13 protein-coding genes are annotated in these 17,015 nt (G+C 64.8%); 4 read left to right on the forward strand and 9 right to left on the reverse strand.

The window, feature by feature from the left end:
• Positions 1 to 62: 62 nt before the first annotated feature.
• Together AB3X94_RS04475 and AB3X94_RS04480 are read right to left on the reverse strand one after the other, a co-directional pair.
• A complete protein-coding gene (locus AB3X94_RS04475) occupies positions 63 to 2,834 on the reverse strand; it encodes a glucosidase (RefSeq protein WP_176107012.1) in 2,772 nt (923 codons plus the stop codon).
• Between the two features lie 52 nt (positions 2,835 to 2,886).
• Complete coding sequence (locus AB3X94_RS04480) at positions 2,887 to 4,857, reverse strand: amylo-alpha-1,6-glucosidase (protein WP_368610874.1); 1,971 nt, start codon at positions 4,855 to 4,857, stop codon at positions 2,887 to 2,889.
• 210 nt (positions 4,858 to 5,067) lie between these two features.
• On the opposite strand from AB3X94_RS04480, the gene AB3X94_RS04485 reads away from it, so the two are divergent.
• Positions 5,068 to 7,203 carry a phosphocholine-specific phospholipase C gene (locus AB3X94_RS04485; RefSeq protein ID WP_176107014.1) on the forward strand — a complete coding sequence of 712 codons (2,136 nt, stop codon included), beginning with the start codon at positions 5,068 to 5,070 and terminating at the stop codon, positions 7,201 to 7,203.
• Positions 7,204 to 7,279: 76 nt separating this feature from the next.
• On the opposite strand, the gene AB3X94_RS04490 is transcribed toward AB3X94_RS04485, so the two are convergent.
• The 3 genes from AB3X94_RS04490 to AB3X94_RS04500 all read right to left on the reverse strand — a co-directional run bounded on the left by AB3X94_RS04490 (position 7,280) and on the right by AB3X94_RS04500 (position 10,441).
• Positions 7,280 to 8,197 (reverse strand): dihydrodipicolinate synthase family protein, encoded by a 918-nt coding sequence (locus AB3X94_RS04490; RefSeq protein WP_368610875.1) that lies wholly within the window; start codon positions 8,195 to 8,197, stop codon positions 7,280 to 7,282.
• 324 nt (positions 8,198 to 8,521) lie between these two features.
• Positions 8,522 to 9,637: a succinylglutamate desuccinylase/aspartoacylase family protein gene (locus AB3X94_RS04495; protein WP_368610876.1), complete on the reverse strand. Its 1,116-nt coding sequence runs from the start codon at positions 9,635 to 9,637 to the stop codon at positions 8,522 to 8,524.
• Positions 9,638 to 9,673: 36 nt separating this feature from the next.
• The gene (locus AB3X94_RS04500; RefSeq protein ID WP_176107017.1) at positions 9,674 to 10,441 is read right to left on the reverse strand and encodes a transporter substrate-binding domain-containing protein; all 768 of its coding nucleotides are present in this window, start codon (positions 10,439 to 10,441) and stop codon (positions 9,674 to 9,676) included.
• 113 nt (positions 10,442 to 10,554) lie between these two features.
• Between AB3X94_RS04500 and AB3X94_RS04505 the strand changes: the two genes are divergently transcribed.
• Positions 10,555 to 11,475 (forward strand): LysR substrate-binding domain-containing protein, encoded by a 921-nt coding sequence (locus AB3X94_RS04505; RefSeq protein WP_368583390.1) that lies wholly within the window; start codon positions 10,555 to 10,557, stop codon positions 11,473 to 11,475.
• Between the two features lie 10 nt (positions 11,476 to 11,485).
• Here AB3X94_RS04505 and lysA read toward each other — a convergent pair whose 3' ends face one another.
• Entirely contained in the window at positions 11,486 to 12,754 is a 1,269-nt protein-coding gene (lysA, locus tag AB3X94_RS04510; protein WP_368610877.1) for a diaminopimelate decarboxylase, read from the reverse strand.
• A gap of 107 nt (positions 12,755 to 12,861) precedes the next feature.
• Here lysA and AB3X94_RS04515 point away from each other — a divergent pair, with 107 nt between their 5' ends.
• Both AB3X94_RS04515 and AB3X94_RS04520 read left to right on the forward strand, forming a co-directional pair.
• Positions 12,862 to 13,800 carry a LysR family transcriptional regulator gene (locus tag AB3X94_RS04515; RefSeq protein ID WP_176107019.1) on the forward strand — a complete coding sequence of 313 codons (939 nt, stop codon included), beginning with the start codon at positions 12,862 to 12,864 and terminating at the stop codon, positions 13,798 to 13,800.
• A gap of 216 nt (positions 13,801 to 14,016) precedes the next feature.
• Entirely contained in the window at positions 14,017 to 14,871 is an 855-nt protein-coding gene (locus tag AB3X94_RS04520) for an oxidoreductase (RefSeq protein ID WP_176107020.1), read from the forward strand.
• Positions 14,872 to 14,904: 33 nt separating this feature from the next.
• On the opposite strand, the gene AB3X94_RS04525 is transcribed toward AB3X94_RS04520, so the two are convergent.
• The 3 genes from AB3X94_RS04525 to AB3X94_RS04535 all read right to left on the reverse strand — a co-directional run bounded on the left by AB3X94_RS04525 (position 14,905) and on the right by AB3X94_RS04535 (position 16,952).
• Positions 14,905 to 15,339 (reverse strand): rubredoxin, encoded by a 435-nt coding sequence (locus AB3X94_RS04525; RefSeq protein WP_368610878.1) that lies wholly within the window; start codon positions 15,337 to 15,339, stop codon positions 14,905 to 14,907.
• A 71-nt stretch (positions 15,340 to 15,410) separates the two neighbouring features.
• The gene (locus AB3X94_RS04530; RefSeq protein WP_281374993.1) at positions 15,411 to 15,536 is read right to left on the reverse strand and encodes a hypothetical protein; all 126 of its coding nucleotides are present in this window, start codon (positions 15,534 to 15,536) and stop codon (positions 15,411 to 15,413) included.
• 225 nt (positions 15,537 to 15,761) lie between these two features.
• Positions 15,762 to 16,952 carry an aromatic ring-hydroxylating dioxygenase subunit alpha gene (locus AB3X94_RS04535; RefSeq protein ID WP_176107023.1) on the reverse strand — a complete coding sequence of 397 codons (1,191 nt, stop codon included), beginning with the start codon at positions 16,950 to 16,952 and terminating at the stop codon, positions 15,762 to 15,764.
• Between the last annotated feature and the right edge of the window lie 63 nt (positions 16,953 to 17,015).

A 17,015-nucleotide genomic window follows, 5' to 3' on the forward strand; every position in this document is an offset into this window, starting at 1 on the left:
ATGAAAGACCACGCGCGCTGCCGCACAGTTCAATCGCCTTCGCGCGCGAGCGCGCGGCGTGCTTACTTCGTCGTCGCGGCCGCGAGCGACGGTACCGGTTCATTCACCGGAATCGGCGCGGGCGCCGGCGCCGGTTCCCCCGCCAGCGGCACGTTGCCCGATGCCGCCATCGCGCGCGGCTGCAACAGCAACGCGACGAGCCCGGTCCAGCCGGTCTGATGCGAAGCCCCGACGCCACGACCGTTGTCGCCATGAAAATACTCGTGGAACAGGATCAGATCCTGCGAACGCGGGTCCGCCTGCAACAGCGGATACGCGCCCATCACCGGCCGCTCGCCGTTCTTGTCCTTCAGGAACAGCGTGGTCGCGCGGCGCGCGAGTTCGTCGCCGATTTCGCTCAACGAGAACTTTTGGCCCGACCCGGTCGGATACTCGACGCGGAAATCATCCCCGTAGTAACGATGAAACTCGTACAGCGATTCGATCAGCAGATAGTTGACCGGCATCCACACCGGCCCGCGCCAGTTCGAATTGCCGCCGAACACACGGGTATCGGATTCGGCCGGCAGATACTTCACACAGAAGCTGTTGCCGTTGTGTTCGAACACGAACGGATGGTCGCGATGGCAACGCGACAACGCGCGCACGCCGTGATCGGAAAGAAATTCGCTTTCGTCGAGCGCGCGCCGTAGCAGCGCCTTCATCCGATGCCCGCGCAGCAGCGACAGCAGCAGCGCGTTGCCCTTGCCGGGCTCGTTCCAGCGCGACACCAGCTTCGCGAGATCGGGCCGATGCTCGAGAAACCATACGAGGCGCTCGCGCAAGCCCGGCAAGCCGCCATGCAAACGCTCTTCGAGCACGTGCACGGCGAACAGCGGTATCAATCCGACGATCGAGCGAACGCGCATCGGCATGTTGCTGCCGTCCGGCAAGCGCAGCTTGTCGTAGAAGAATTCATCCGCGCTGTCCCACAGGCCCGTGTCGCAGCCGTCGTCGCAACTGACCGCTTCCGCGATGTACAGGAAGTGCTCGAAGAACTTCACGCCGATATCGACGAACACGTGATTCGCGTAGGCGAGTTCGAGCGCGATACGCATCAGGTCGAGCGCATACGCGGCCATCCACGCGGTGCCGTCGGCCTGGTCGATGTGGCCGCCGGTCGGCAGCGGCGATGAGCGGTCGAAGATGCCGACGTTGTCGAGACCGAGAAAACCGCCCTGAAAAATATTGTGGCCGTCGGCGTCCTTGCGGTTCACCCACCACGAGAAATTCAGCAGCAGCTTGTGAAACACGAGTTCCAGAAAATCACGGTCCGCCTTGCCGGTCAGCGCGCGATCGATCTCGTACACGCGCCATGCGGCCCACGCATGGACAGGCGGGTTTGCATCGCTGAGTGCCCATTCGTAAGCCGGCAACTGACCGTTCGGGTGCTGATAGCGGTCCTTAACGAGCAGCAGCAACTGCTTCTTCGCGAACGCCGGATCGATCAGCGCGAACGCGGCCGCGTGAAACGCGAGGTCCCACGACGCATACCACGGGTACTCCCACTTGTCCGGCATCGACACGATGTCCGCATTGCACAGATGTCGCCAGTCCCTGTTGCGGCCCTGCTTGCGCGCGGCGGGCGGGCTCGGCTGCAGCGGGTCGCCGTCGAGCCAGCGTTGCACGTCGTACTGGTAGTACTGCTTCGACCACAGCATGCCGGCGAGCGCCTGACGTTGCACGAGGCGCGCATCGGGGTCGGTGATCTCGTGCTGCAATGCGCCATAGAATTCGTCGGCCTCGGCGAGGCGGCGCGCGATCAACGCGTCGGCATCGAATGGCGCTTCATCGCTCGCCGCTTGCGGGCGCCAGCGCAGATACACGACCGCGCGTCCATGCGGCCCGAGTTCCAGCGGTGCATGTGCGGCGGCCTTGGTACCCGCGTCGCGACGAATCGCGTTCGCGTCGCCGTGCACGAGGTAATCGTTGAAGCCGTCCTTGAACGGGCCCGCGCCGTCCATGCCGAACAGCCGCTTCACGTTGGTGTCGTTCTCGCAGAACAGCCACGCGAGTTGCGGTGCGTCCTTCGACCACGCGGTCACGACGATCGGTTCATGCACATGATGATGGCCAAGCAGACGCACCGCGCCGTCGTGGTCGGTGCCGGCGACGAGCTTCGGCTTGTCCTTGTTCTCCTTCCACGACCACGAGTTGCGCGCCCAGATCTGCGGCAGCACATCGAGCGACGCCGCCTCGTCCGCGCGATTTTCGATCGTCACGCGCATCACGATGTCGTCGGGCGTGTGCTTCGCGTATTCGACCTGCACATCGAAATAGCCCAGATCGTCGAACACGCCGGTATCGAGTACTTCGTACTCCGGCATGTCGCCGCCGCGGCGCGCGTTTTCGTCGATCAGGTTCTGGTACGGATAAGCCGCATGCGGGTACTTGTACAGCATGCGCATGTAGGAGTGCGTGGGCGTGCCGTCCAGATAGAAGTACAGCTCCTTCACGTCCTCGCCGTGATTGCCCTGCGCGTTGGTCAGGCCGAACAGGCGCTCCTTGATGATCGGGTCCTTGCGGTTCCACAGCGCGAGCGATACGCACCAGCTGAGCCGGTCGTCGCCGAACCCGGCGATGCCGTCTTCGCCCCAACGGTAGGCGCGGCTGCGCGCATGGTCGTGCGGAAACGAGTCCCAGGCGGTGCCGTTCGCGCTGTAATCCTCGCGCACCGTGCCCCACTGGCGCTCGCTCAGATACGGCCCCCAACGCTGCCAGTGGCCGCATTCGGGCGAATGCAGCCGGGAACCTTCGATCGTGGCAAGCAGATTGGCAGCGCGCAGCGGTGGCATGAGAACGTCCTTGCAACAAGCCTGGCGGTAGGACCCAACATCGTAGCGCGGTTTACGCCCCGTCGCGCTCGAATCGGGCAAGCAGACTTTCGACGCGCAGCATTTCACCGAGCGACCATGCCTGGAACGGCGTGCCGGCGGGCGCGTACGGCGCGTCGCCGTCGGCGATCTCGGACAGGTGGTCGAGGCCCGCGTGATCGAGATGCGCGTACAGCGGGGCGAGAAAACGCCTCCTCGCCTGTGTGAGATTCGTGGCGCTTGCGCCATTCACTCGCAGCCACGCATCGACGAACGGGCCGATCAGCCAAACCCACACGGTGCCCTGATGATAAGCGCCGTCGCGTTCGAGCGGCGCGCCGCCGTAGTGGCCACGATAGGCCGGATCGGAAGGCGCGAGCGAGCGCAGGCCGAGCGGCGTCAGCAATTGCGCTTCGACCTGCGCCACCACCGCGCGCGCCGCCGCGCCTTCGAGCAGCGGAAACGGCAGGCCACCGATCGCGAAGATCTGGTTCGGCCGGATCGAGCGGTCGACCGTGCCCGGCACATGATCGACGTCGACGTTATCGAACAGCGTCTGCGTGGCCGGATCGACGAAGCGCCGGTGAAATGCGAGCGCCGCGCGCTCGGCAGCCTGCCGCCACTGAGGGTTCCATGCCGACGCGATTCGCAGCGCATTGATCCATAGCGCCTGCACTTCGACCGGCTTGCCGATGCGCGGCGTGACGATCCAGTCGCCGACTTTCGCGTCCATCCACGTCAGTTGCACGCCGGGGATGCCGGCGCGCAGCAGACCGTCGTCGGGACAGCAGCCGATGTTAAAGCGCGTGCCGTTCGTGTAGCCGGTCAGGATCGTTTCGGCGGCTTGCTGCAGATGCGCGCGCGTCCGCGCGCTTGCATGGGGCGTAGCCAGATAGTCGTGAACGGCGACGATGAACCATAGCGACGCATCGACCGAGTTGTATTCGGGCGCGTCGCCGTAGTCGGGGAAGCGGTTCGGCAGCATGCCGTCGGACAACGTGCCCGACCATTCGAGCAGGATCGCTTCGGCGTCGTCGAGACGGTTCGACGCGATCAGCAGGCCGCGCATCGCGATGAAGGTGTCGCGGCCCCAGTCGGTGAACCACGGAAAGCCTGCGAGGATCGTGCGGCCTTCGTTGCGCGTGACGACATAGGCGTCGGCCGAGCGTTGCAGGCGCGAGCCGAGTGCGGCCCGACGTTGTCGTTCGGTGTCGGCGAGTTCGGAGGCGCGGGCGGTGGTCCGGGGATTGTCGTTGATGCTCTGGGTGGCGGCAGTGCTCGCTGCACTCAGAATCATCACCGCTTCGCCCTCGGCGAGATCGAAGCTGAACACGCCGGGCGCCGCGAGGTCTTCGCTGCAATCGAGACCGCGCTCCTGCTCGCGCACGTAGCAGAAGTTGCGATACCAATCGGGCGCATGCGTATAGGTGCCGTTCGTCGCCGCCCGCACGACCGGCAGTCCGCCATAAGGCCGCCAGCTCGCGCACGATTGATCGGCGCTGACCTGCGCGCCGAAGTCGAAGGTCGGATTCTCGTGATGCAGCGCGTGATAATCGCGGCCCGACAACAGCGGTCTGACCTTCAGCACGGGCGCATCGAGTTCGCCGCCTTCGAGCCGCCAGCGCAATACCGTTTCGCACGTCGCTTTGCTGACGAACACGTCGGCGATCATCGCAGTATGCGTATCGAGTTGAACGCGCCAAGTCGGCCAAGGCGCGGTATCGAAACCGAGCAGGTTGCCGCGCAGATCCGGATAGATCAGGTCAGGCCCATAGCGTTGCATGGTCAACGGGAAGCGCTCGCCGCCCGCCTCGACCCACGCCTCGATGCCGTTGACGAGCACCATGCGTCCGCCCGGCGCGCGCGTCGCGGCTAGCAGCAGCGCATGGTAGCGGCGCGTGCGCAACATACCGACCGTGCCTGACGCAAAGCCGCCGAAGCCGTCGGCTTCGAGCCATTCGTCTTCGAGTCGCGAGATGTCGATGGGTGGATCGATGCGAGTCATTGAATCGTGCTCATACGCGAATCGTAATGCAGCAAACATAGCGCAGATGGCAGCGCAATGAACATTGATCTTCCCAATACTTTCCGTTTTCTTTCGATCAACCGACGACTAGCCCGCAACTGATCGGCAAGAGCAACGCGTCACCGACAGCGAAACACCCCAACGGCACGTTCACCCGCTATTCTTCCTTTACGCAGAAGGTGATATTCGATGACATCAACTAGCCGTCGCCGTTTCCTGCAAACCGTGGCTTCATCCGCGGGCGCCGCCGCCGCGATGACCGCATTGCCCGAGTCGATCCGCAACGCGCTGGCAGTGCCCGCGTTTTCGCGCACCGGCACGATTCGCGATGTCGAGCACATCGTCGTGTTCATGCAGGAGAACCGCTCGTTCGACCACTACTTCGGTCATTTGCGCGGCGTGCGCGGCTATAACGACCGCTTCCCGATCCCGCTGCCGAGCGGCCTGCCGGTGTGGAATCAGCCGTCGAAGGAAGACCCGGCGAGGCCGGTGCTGCCGTTCCATCTGAACACCGCGACGACGAGCGCGCAGTGCGTCGGCGAACTCGATCACACGTGGTCCAAGACCCAATCCGCGATCGACGGCGGCCGCCACGACCAGTGGCCTGCCAACAAGACCGACATGACGATGGGCTACCACCTGCGTAGCGACATCCCGTTCCACTACGCGCTCGCCGACGCGTTCACGATCTGCGATGCGTACTTCTGCTCGCTGCCGGGCCCGACGCACCCTAACCGCGCGTATCTGATGACCGGCATGGTCGACCCAAGCGGCACGCTGGGCGGCCCGCTGCTCGACAACAACGATTGGGCGGACGGCGATCGTCCGCCGAACTATCAGTTGCTGTCATGGACCACGTATCCGGAGCGTCTGCAGGCAGCGGGCATTTCATGGCAGGTCTATCAACAGGGCACGACGGGCTTCGATCCGCTGTACGGCAACTACGGCACCAACATCCTGCAGAACTTCACGAACTTCATCAACGCGCGGCCGGGTTCGCCGCTCCACGAGCGCGCGCAAACCGTGCGCACGATCGACGACCTGAAGGCCGACGTGCTCGCGAACCGGCTGCCGCAGGTCTCGTGGCTGTGCCCGCCGGCCGCGTATTCGGAGCATCCGCGCTACACGCCCGCGTACGGCGCCGAATACACGTCGCAGATTCTCGACGCGCTGACGTCGAACCCCGAAATGTGGAGCAAGACCGTGCTCTTCATCATGTACGACGAGAACGACGGTTTCTTCGATCACCTCGTGCCGCCGCAACCGCCGACGAAGTCCGCGCAGGGCAAGTCGACGGTGACGACCGACGGCGAGATCCACGACGTCGTCAATCCGCTGCGCGGCGGCAGCTACAGCGCCGACGGCTGTCCGTACGGACTCGGACCGCGCGTGCCGATGACGATCGTGTCGCCGTGGACCAAGGGCGGCTTCGTATGCTCGCAAGTGTTCGATCACACGTCGGTGATCCGCTTCATCGAAACGCGCTTCGGCGTGCATGAGCCGAACATCACGGCATGGCGTCGCGCGGTGTGCGGCGACCTGAGCACCGCGTTCGACTTCCGCACGCCGGATTCGAAGATGCCGACGCTGCCGGATACCAAAAGCTACCTGGACATGGCCGACAACCAGTGCAGGACGCAACCGAAGCCGACCGTGCCGACGACGTCGACTCCGATCGAAGCGCAGGAAGCGGGCATCCGCTTCGCGCGCGCGTTGCCGTACGAACTGCATGCGAACGGCGCGGCGAACGTGGGCAAGAACACGTTCGAAATCACGCTCGGCAATACCGGCGAGCAGGGCGCTCACTTCTGCGTGTACGCGACGAATCGCACCGACGGTCCGTGGCGCTACACGGTCGAAGCGGGCAAGTCGCTCAGCGATACGTTCGACCTGAGCGCGACGAACGGCGTGTATGCGTTCGACGTGTTCGGCCCGAACGGCTTCGTGCGCAAGTTCGCGGGCCACACGCGGGCGAGTGCGCAGAACGGACACGGCAACGACAAGCCGGCTCAGCCTGAAGTGACCGCGCGATACGACGTCGCGAATGGCAACGTGTTCCTGAAGTTCACCAACAGCAGTGGTGGCATCGCGCATCTGACGGTGATCGACAACGCATACGGCGCGCGGCCGCGCACCGTGGTCGTGCCCGCCAATGCGCGTATCGAAGAAGGCTGGGTGCTTACGTCGAGCCATCACTGGTACGACCTGACGGTGACGAGCAGCGACGACGCACGCTTCTCGCGCCGCTTTGCCGGTCACGTCGAGAACGGCCGGCCGAGTATCAGTGATCCGGCTGCGGTTGCGCCGGTGCTGACGGCGAGTTGATGTCTGCGCTCGCGGTTGGGTTCGGCATCCTGTTCCCCTCCTAGGCGGACAGGATGCCGATGTCTTTCAGGCGTTCTTAAAGACCAACGTCCGGCAGCGTCGGACGCGTAGCGAGCGCCTTTGCGACGATTTCTTTGACTTCGGCGAGCGTATCGCCTTGCAGCGCGAGGCGCGGCGGACGCGTGACGGCGCTGCCGCGCCCGAGCAGTTCCTCGCATAGCTTGATGCATTGCACGAGGTCGGGGCGCGCGTCGAGGTGCAACAGCGGCATGAACCAGCTATACAGCGCCAACGCCTCATCGAAACGCTTTTGGGTGGCGAGGCGAAACAGGGTCTCGCCTTCCTTCGGGAACGCGTTCGACATGCCCGACACCCAGCCTTCCGCACCCACCGCGATGCTTTCGACCACCACGTCGTCGAGGCCGGCGAACAGTACGAAGCGGTCGCCCACCGCGTTGCGCAGATCGATGAAGCGCCGCGTATCGCCCGACGAATCCTTGAAGCAGACGATGTTCTCGCAGTCCTGCAGCGCGATCAGCACGTCCGGCGTCACGTCGTTCTTGTAGATCGGCGGGTTGTTGTAGATCATCACCGGCAGGTCGGTGCTGGTCGCGACCGAGCGGAAATGCGCGGCGGTTTCGTGCGGCTTCGCGGAATAGACGAGCGCCGGCATCACCATCACACCGTCGACGCCGACACGCGCGGCTTCACGCACCGTCTGCCGTGCGAACTCGGTCGTGAACTCGGCGACGCCCGCGACGACCGGCACCTTGCCGCCGGACGCGTCGCGCGCTGCCTCGATCACCTGCAGCTTTTCCGACGTGCTCAGCGAAGTGTTTTCGCCGACCGTGCCGCAGACCACCAGACCCGACACGCCGTCCTTGACGAGATTGCTGACCACGCGGTGCGTCGCGTCGATGTCGAGCGAGAAATCCGGCTTGAACTGGGTGCTGACGGCGGGAAACACCCCGCTCCATTGGATAGCCTTGCTCACTTTATCCGTCTCCTTCAAAAAGCCGGCCGCGCCGACACACGTTGAGTATGACGACGAGTATCGACCTTTGTCCGGGCGCGGGCTTGGGCTTTTTCGCGGCTGAAAGAGATTAAATCCGCACAGTCGGCGAGACGCGGAATGGCCGCGTCGGATCGCGCCATCCAACTTCACGGCAACGCGGCTGCGGCGCATGTGAGCGCCGTCGCGCGAGGCGTTGACGCGGTCCTGGATGCCGAGTCCGGCATAGCGGCACGCGATGCGTCGTAACTCGTGCCGCCGGCGCGCAGGCGGTGCGACGAGGAGCGCGGGCCCTCTGTCAATCGATCAGGCGCCCAGCAACACGCCCGTTCTGATCGGCCGCGTGCCGCTCACGCGACCGAGCGGCGCCCCGGCCGTCACGAAACGGATCGCGCGTCGCATATACAGCACCCCTTCGGTCTGGCTCGCGATCGTGGTCGTCTCGTCAGTCAGCGGATCGACGATATCGAACAGCGGCTGGCCGACGCGGATCGTGTCGCCGATCTTCGCGCGGTGCACGAGAATCCCGCTTACCGGCGCATAGAACTGCTCGCTGCCCGCGAGCGGCGTCGCCGGCGACAGAAGCGGCGGCAACGGCTTGGCCTCACCGCGAATCGCACCGCGCCACACCAGATAGTCGACGAGCGCGTCGGCATCCTGCTGCGCGACTTCGTAAGACACGTCGCGCTGGCCGCGGCATTCGACCGTCACCGCGATCGACCCGGTCGGCACCGGCTTGCTCGCCGGCATCTGCTGCTGCAACTTCCACCACAGCAGGCTGTGGGTTTCGTCGAACGCGCCGCCGCCCGAATCCGTCGCGAGCAACGAGGCCTCGGCGCCGAGGTAGCGCGACAGCGGCTCGAACTCGGCCCACGCGGCCTCGCTCGTGTACACATGCATCGCCGCTTCGAGCGAGCAATGCAGATCGATCACGACGTCCGCGTCGCATGACAGCTTCAGCAGCGCCAGTTGCAGCGACTCGAATTCGGTCAGCGGCTTCTGTTGCGCGAGTTCGGCCGTGAGCAGTGCGCGCACGATGCGGCGGTTCGCGTTCGCGTCGGCTCCCAGCGCCTCCTTTGCATCCTCGACGAGCTTCGTGAACTGCACGAAATGCCGGTTGAAGTTCTTGCCGCTGCCGAGATCGAAGCGGCCGACGAACTGACCGAGCACGTATTGACTGAGCCCGACCGGATTCGACACCGGCACGAGCACGATTTCCGCATTCAGCGCGCCGGCCTGTTCGAGGTCCAGCAATCTCCGCTTCAACAGCACCGTGGTCAGCATCGACGGCGTTTCGTCGGCATGCAGCGACGCCTGGATGTAGATCTTCTGCCCGCTATTGGCCGGGCCGAAATGAAACGACACCAGCTCGCGGTGCGTGCCGATAGCCGGCGACAGAAGCGGAATCGATTGCCTGTTCATGAAGGGAAAGCCGTGAAGAAAAGTTGGAAACCTGGATCAATTGCCGTACGGATCGAAGTCGAAGTACTTCTTCGCAATCTGCGCATAGGTGCCGTCCTGGCGCATCGACGCGATCGCTGCGTTGATCGATGCCTGCACTTCGGTTTCATCCTTGCGCAAGCCGATACCGACGCCGCGATCGCCCATCGAAAGCGGCTCGCCGACAAACGCGAAGCCCTTGCCCGCCGGCGTACGCAGGAAGCCGTAGTCGGCCTCGACGGTGCCGAGCAACGCGCCGTCGAGCCTGCCGTTGCGCAGATCGGCGAACACCTCGTCCTGGCTCTTGTAGGCGACCACGTTCGCGCCGAGCGGCGTCCAGTTCTTCAGCGCGTAGCCCTCGAACTGCGTGCCCGACTGCACGCCGATCTGCTTGCCGGCAAGTCCGCTCGCCGTAGGCGCGAGCGATGAGCCTTGCCGCGCGATCAGCCGCGACTTGAACTGGAACAGCTTCGACGAAAACAGGATCTGCTGCTCGCGCTTTTCGGTGATCGCCATCGACGACAGCACCGCGTCGATCTTGCGTGCCTGCAGCGCCGGAATCATGCCCGAAAACTCGAGTTCGACCCACTGACAATGCGCGTGGATGCGCCGGCAAATCTCGTTGCCGAGATCGACGTCGAAGCCCTTCAGACTGCCGTCGGGGGCCTTCGAGTCCATCGGCGGATAGGTCGGGTCGATGCCGAGGCGCAACGTGTTGGCGTCAGCGGCGAACGCACCGCTGCTGAAAGCCAGCGCGGCGCAAAGAGTCATCAGCGAAGTTTTCATGGACGGCGACGGGAGCGGATCAGGAAAGCGCGATCGTAAGCTGCCGCCGCGCCTCAAAGAAGTCCCGTTCGGACTATCATGATCACTTTTACCGATCACAGTCCCTGACGCCAATGGCATTGACGATTTCGCAGTTGCGCGCGTTCACGGCGGTCGCCGAGCATGGCAGCATCCGCGCGGCGTCGCGCGCGCTCGGCATTGCGCAAAGCGGCATCACGCAGCAGTTGCAGAACCTCGAATCGATGCTCGGCGCGACGTTGTTCACGCGTACCAATCGCGGCATTGCGCTGACCGCGCTAGGCCAGCGGCTGCTCCAGCGGGCCGGCGCGATCCTCGGTGAATGCGAGCGGGCCGAGGAGGACGTGCGTCAGTTGCGCGGCGACTACGTGGGCGAGGTCACGTTCGGCATGACGACCGAGCCGCTCGTCGACGCGTTCGCGCCGGTGCTGATGGAGTTTCGTGCGCGCTTCGAGCGCGTCGCCGTGCATCTGCGCACGGGCACGTCGCGCATGATGATTTCGTGGATCCGTGAAGGCACGTTGGATTTCGCGGTCGCGCTCGTCTCGAAGCAGACCGATACCGCCGATCTGTCGGTCACGCCGCTCTATCCGTCCGACCCGGTGATCGTGTGCCGGCGCGGTCATCCGAAGGCGGGCGCGAAGTCGCTCGCCGAGCTCGTCGATTGCACGTGGGTGACGACGCGCTCGCCGAATCTGACCGAGGAGCCGCACGTCAACCGCTTGAGTCATCTGTTCGACAGCCACGGTTTGCCGCCGCCGAAGATCGTCGCGACCGTCGAGGGCTTATACGAGACGTTGCATCTGGTAGGCGCGACCGATTGCCTGTCGCTCGAATCGTCGGTCATCACGAAGCGCGGGCCGTTCGCGGACATGCTGACGACGATCCCGGTGCGCGAGCGCGCGTTGCAGCAAAACGTCTGTCTGCTGCAACGCGCGGCGATTCCACTGACGCCAGCCGCGCAGGAGTTCGCGACGATGATCGCGTCGTACACGCGCACGGTGCGGGCGCGTTGAGCCTTGAACTTCAACCCGCCGTTTCTTCGAGCGCGATCAATTCTTCGATGCGTTGTCTGCGCCGGATCAGCCGCGCATTGCCGCGCTCGATCAGCACCTCGGGAGCAAGCGGCCGGCTGTTGTAGTTCGATGACATCGACGCGCCGTACGCGCCCGCATCGTGAAACACGAGCAGGTCGCCCACTTGAGGCGCGGGCATCGAGCGGCTCGTCACGACACCGCCTTCCGCCTGCGTAAACACGTCGCCGGCCTCGCACAACGGCCCCGCCACGCTGAACGATCCGACCGGTGCATCGCTCGGCGTGCCGTCGCGCCGAAGCACGCTGATCTCGTGATGACTGCCGTAGAACGACGGCCGCACGAGGTCATTGAAGCCCGCGTCGAGCAGCGCGAATTGCCGCGACGGCCGCCGGTTCAGCGCGTGCACTTCGGCGACCAGCACGCCTGCCTGCGCGACCAGAAAGCGCCCCGGTTCGATTTCGAGCCGCACACGATGCCCGACCTGTGCTTCGATGCGCCGCCGCGCATCGTCCCACAGCCGGAAATAATGCGCGGTATCGACGCTCGGCTCGCCATCGCGATACTGTACCGACAAACCACCACCCGCGGAAATCGCCTCGATATCCTGATCGAGTTGCGACACTGCATCGACCATCGCGTCGCAAACTTTCGCGAGATGCGCGTAATCGACACCGGAGCCGATATGCATGTGCAGCCCGACGAGCTTCAGCCGATAGCGCCGCACCAGTTCGAGCGCGCGTGGCAGGTCGTCGCGCCAGATGCCGTGCTTGCTGTGCTCGCCGCCGGTGTTGGTCTTGCTGCTGTGGCCGTGACCGAAGCCGGGATTGATCCGCAGCCACACGCGATGGCCTTCGCTCGCATGTCGTCCGAACCGTTCGAGCATGTCGAGCGAGCCGGCGTTGACCGTGATCCGCTCGTCGAGCACGGTGGCTAGCGTCGCGTGGTCGAGCACGTCGGCGGTAAATACCACGCCTTCGGGTGCGTCGTGCGACCTAGGTTGAGTCGCAAAGCCCGCCGCAAAACTGCGTGTCAGTTCGCCTGAAGAGACTGCATCGACCATCACGCCTTCGTCGCGCATCAGCTTCAGGATGTGCACGTTCGAACAGGCCTTCTGCGCGTAGCGGATCGTGTCGAAGCTGCGCAACTGCCCGATGCGCCGGCGGATCGCGTCGGCGTCGTACACCCATAGCGGCGTGCCGTGCTGGCGCGCGAGATCGGCGAGTTGATGGGGGTTGAATGGCGTCACGGTCGGTTGCATGTCGAAGCTTTGCGAAAGCGTTAGCCGACATGATGAGCCGCGGCGATCATTCAGTAAAATACCAATCTATCGCTGATCTATTCACTTCTGATATACCCCGAACCACAATGGCGCTCACGCACCGGCACATCGAAATCTTCCGCGCGCTGATGACAGGCGGCAGCGTCACCAAGGCAGCCGAGATGCTGTTCACGTCGCAGCCCACTGTGAGCCGCGAACTGGCGCGCATGGAACAGAGCATCGGCTTCGCATTGTTCGAGCGCGCGCAGGGCCGGCTGCGTCCAACGCAATCCGCGCTGACGCTGTTCGACGAGATTCAGCGCGCGTATGTCGGGCTCGAGCGCGTCGCGTCGACGGCGGCCGCGCTGCGCGAATTCAAGGGCGGCCAGCTGTCCGTGATCGCGCTGCCGGTGTTTTCGCATTCGATCCTGCCGGGCGCCGTCAAACGCTTTCACGATGCGCAGCCGGGTGTCAGCGTATCGATCGCGACGCAGGAGTCGCCGTTTCTCGAAGAATGGCTGACCGCGCAGCGCTACGACCTCGGCCTCACCGAGCACGACGCGCCGCCGCCCGGCACGCGGCTCACGCCGCTGATCGCCGTCGATGAAGTGTGCGTGCTGCCCGACGCTCACCCGCTGCTCGCGAAACGCGTGATCGCGTTGAAAGACTTCGCCGATCAGGCGTTCATCAGCCTGTCTGCCAACGATCCGTACCGGCTGCAGATCGACGAAGCGTTCGCGCGGGCTGGCATCGCGCGCCGCCTGCTGATCGAAACGCCGACCGCGGTATCGGTGTGCAGCTTCGTGCGGCAAGGGCTCGGCATCGCGATCGTCAATCCGCTGACCGCGCTCGATTTCGCGGGCCGCAATCTGCATATCCGGCCGCTCGCGTTATCGCTGCCGTTTCGCGTCGGCGTGATCCGTCCCGAGCACCGGCCCGCGCATCCGCTCGCGGACGCGTTCGTCGGCGCGCTGCAAAGCGAAGCCGCCGCGCTGCGACTACAATTGAAACGTCACACCAGCCCCACGCGGTCCTCGCAGTCATAGCAGTCACGGCGGCACCCGTCGTCATCCCCCGGCGAATCCGCGCAGCAGCACGCGCGCTCGCGCGGGGCCACCGCCCGAACCGTCCGCCGCGCCAACCGGGCACGCTTCAAGCTGACATCACCCGCATACCGATTACCGACGCGCCGCGCGTTCGCGCCGCATCGGCGCGCCGTTTTCGAGTCCTCACGTCATAGACCCTCAACAGGAGTGTTCCACATGATGAATCGAGACAATCCCGTCTGGCTTATCACAGGCTGTTCCACCGGCTTCGGCCGCGAGCTCGCGAAGCTCGTGCTCGAACGCGGCTGGCGCGCGGTCGTCACCGCGCGCGATGCATCGAAAGTGAAGGACATTGCCCAGGGGCACGGCGAGCGCGCGCTGGTGCTGCCGCTCGACGTGACCAATCGCGCGCAGATCGAAACCGTGGTCGCGCAGGCGAAGCGCCATTTCGGCCGTATCGACGCGCTCGTCAACAACGCGGGCTACGGTTATCTGGCCGCGATCGAGGAAGGCGACGACAGCGAAGTCCGCGCGATGTTCGAGACCAACGTGTTCGGTCTCATCGACATCACGAAGGCCGTGCTGCCGATCATGCGCGAGCAGCGCAGCGGTTTGATCGTCAACGTGTCGTCGATCGGCGGCATTACGAGTTTCGCGGCGACCGGCTTTTATCATGCGACCAAGTACGCGGTCGAGGGGCTGTCGGAATCGCTCGCGCTGGAAGTGAAGCCGCTCGGCATCGGCGTGCTGATCGTCGAGCCGGGGCCGTTCCGCACCAACTGGGCGGGGCCGTCGATCAAGCAGTCGGCGACGCTGATCGACGACTACGCGTCGACCGCCGGCGAGCGCCGCAAGCAGACCGAAGCGCGCAGCGGCAAGCAGGCTGGCGACCCGGTGCGCGCCGCGCAGGCGATCATCGATGCGGCGTTGTCGGACACGCCGCCGCTGCGTCTGCTGCTCGGCAAGGCCGCGCTCGATCTCGCGTACAAGAAGCTCGATTTCATGCGCGGCGATTTCGACACATGGCGAGCGACGACCGAGGGCGCGGACTATCCGGAACGGACGGCGTAGAGCAGGTTTGTCAGGCGAGCCTCGGCGCGTGCCTTAAAACTCCACCAGCGCAAAATCGTCCTTGCCCACATCGCACAGCGGGCAGCGCCAGTCGGCCGGCACATCGGCCCAGCGCGTGCCCGGCGCGATGCCCTCTTCCGGCACGCCGGCGGCTTCGTCGTAGACCCAGCCGCAGATCACGCAGACCCATTGCTTGAACTCCTCGGCCGTGGCGGCGTTCGCGGCCGACGGCGCATCGGGCTTAGCGGACGCGGCGGCATCCGCCGCGTTCGTGCGCGCCGTCGGATCGAGGCTCACGACGAGCGGCGCGACCATGCCGCTACCGGTTCCCGCGAGCCGCGCCTGCAAGCTGTCGAGCAGGCGCTGCGCTTCGTCGTGGGTCAGATCGATCCAGTACGGATCGCCGGCGCCATCGTTGAGCCGCTCGGGGGAAAACTGGATTTCTACGGCTACGTCCTTTTTGTACATGGCAATCGGAAACTCGAGAAAGCCGGCGACGCGCGCCGGCGTAAGGCTGCCCGCGCGACGCGGGCGCTGCTTCAGTGCGCCTGTATCAGCAGGTTCAGCGCGTACGACGCGATCAGGCCGGCGGCGCCGATCAGGCCAAGCAGTTGCAGCAGAGTGAGGGATTTACGCGAGGCGGCGGGGGTTTGTTGCGTGGTCACGAGTGAGTCTTGAAGTTTGGAAAAAGCGCAATGGTACACGGGTGCGGACGCGACGAATGTCGATTGGCGCAAACTCGCGAGCAATAACAGTACCGTGCGACATTATCGCCGCTTGCACGCCGCGCATTGTCTACCGTGCGGAGATGGATTAATTCCCAGCGAGGGAGAAAGCCGTGGCGGGACGGGTTGCGCGGCGCCGGTGAACACACCCGCGCCGCGCTGCGTTCAGGTCTTCGCGAGCGGATTGCCGTGACGCGAATCCCAGAAGCGGATCACCGAGGTATCGCCAGTGCCCGCGCCGACCACCTGGTCCGGCGCGCCGCACTCGCGCAGCAGCGCGCGCAGGTCGTTGATGACCGGGAACACCTCGTGATTCCAGTCGGCTCCCTGCGAATCGTGGGCGCGCTGCTCCGCTTCGACGATCTCGCGATCCTCCTTGAAAATACGCTCGGTGAACCACACCAGCAGCGGCCATGCAAGATTCATCACACCCGGAATGCCGGGCTTGCGGATGGACAGCAGCCCGAAGGTTCGGTTGGTGCGCTGCTCGCGATCGAGCGGCACATAGACGATCCACAGGTCCATCACCAGCGTCTTGTCGTCGTTGCGGATCTGCAGGGTCTGGTATGGGTATTCGGTGCGGATCGTCATCACGTCTTTATGGTTGAAGCCACCGGTCTTGCGCCTCTCGCCGAACACCATCGCTTCGCCAATCGGCTGCTGGCCCGCCATCCGCGCGAACGTATAGTCGATCTCGACCCAGCCCTCACCGCGCCGCCGCCCGAGCGAACGCGCGCGCATCTGCCCCATCTGGCGCCGATGCAGGAACTGGTGATTCATGTCCATCAGGTTCTCGTGCATGAACGAATAATGACACTTGACCGGACGGCCGAAGCGGCGCGTCTTGTACTTCGGGTCCGACACCGAGCAAAAGCCCGGCAGCGGCCGTTCCTCGGCGAGCGCGGCATCGCCGGGAAACACGAAGATCAGTCCCTCCACTTCCTGACACGGATACGAACGCACGCCGTTCGGCAGACGCTCGCGGCCGAGGTAGGGCACATCGATGCAGGTGCCCGAACAGTCGTAGGTCCAGCCGTGATAGCCGCAGCGAATCGATTCGCCGTCGACCACGCCCTGATGCAGCGGCACCTGCCGATGCGCACAGCGATCTTCGAGCGCGAACACCTTGCCGCTCTCGGTGCGCGCGAGCACGATCGGATCGCCGGCGAAGGTCACGCCGAGCGTCTTGCCGCGCTTCACTTCATGCGACCACGCGAGCGGGTACCAGTAATCGGGATGAATGGCGACGCGGCGCAGATCACGCACCGGCGCGTCGTGAGTGGCTTGAGCAGGCGCGGCGGCAAGCGCGGCGCCGGCGATTTCCTGTTCCTGTTCTAGCGGGGGAACTGCATGCATAGGTCAAGCCTCCGTGCACGAGCGGATAGAAGGTTGCCGCGCTGCATGGCAGTGCGGCATCTT

This window comes from Paraburkholderia sp. BR10923 (genome assembly GCF_040948765.1).
GTDB classification, from domain to species: Bacteria; Pseudomonadota; Gammaproteobacteria; order Burkholderiales; family Burkholderiaceae; genus Paraburkholderia; species Paraburkholderia youngii.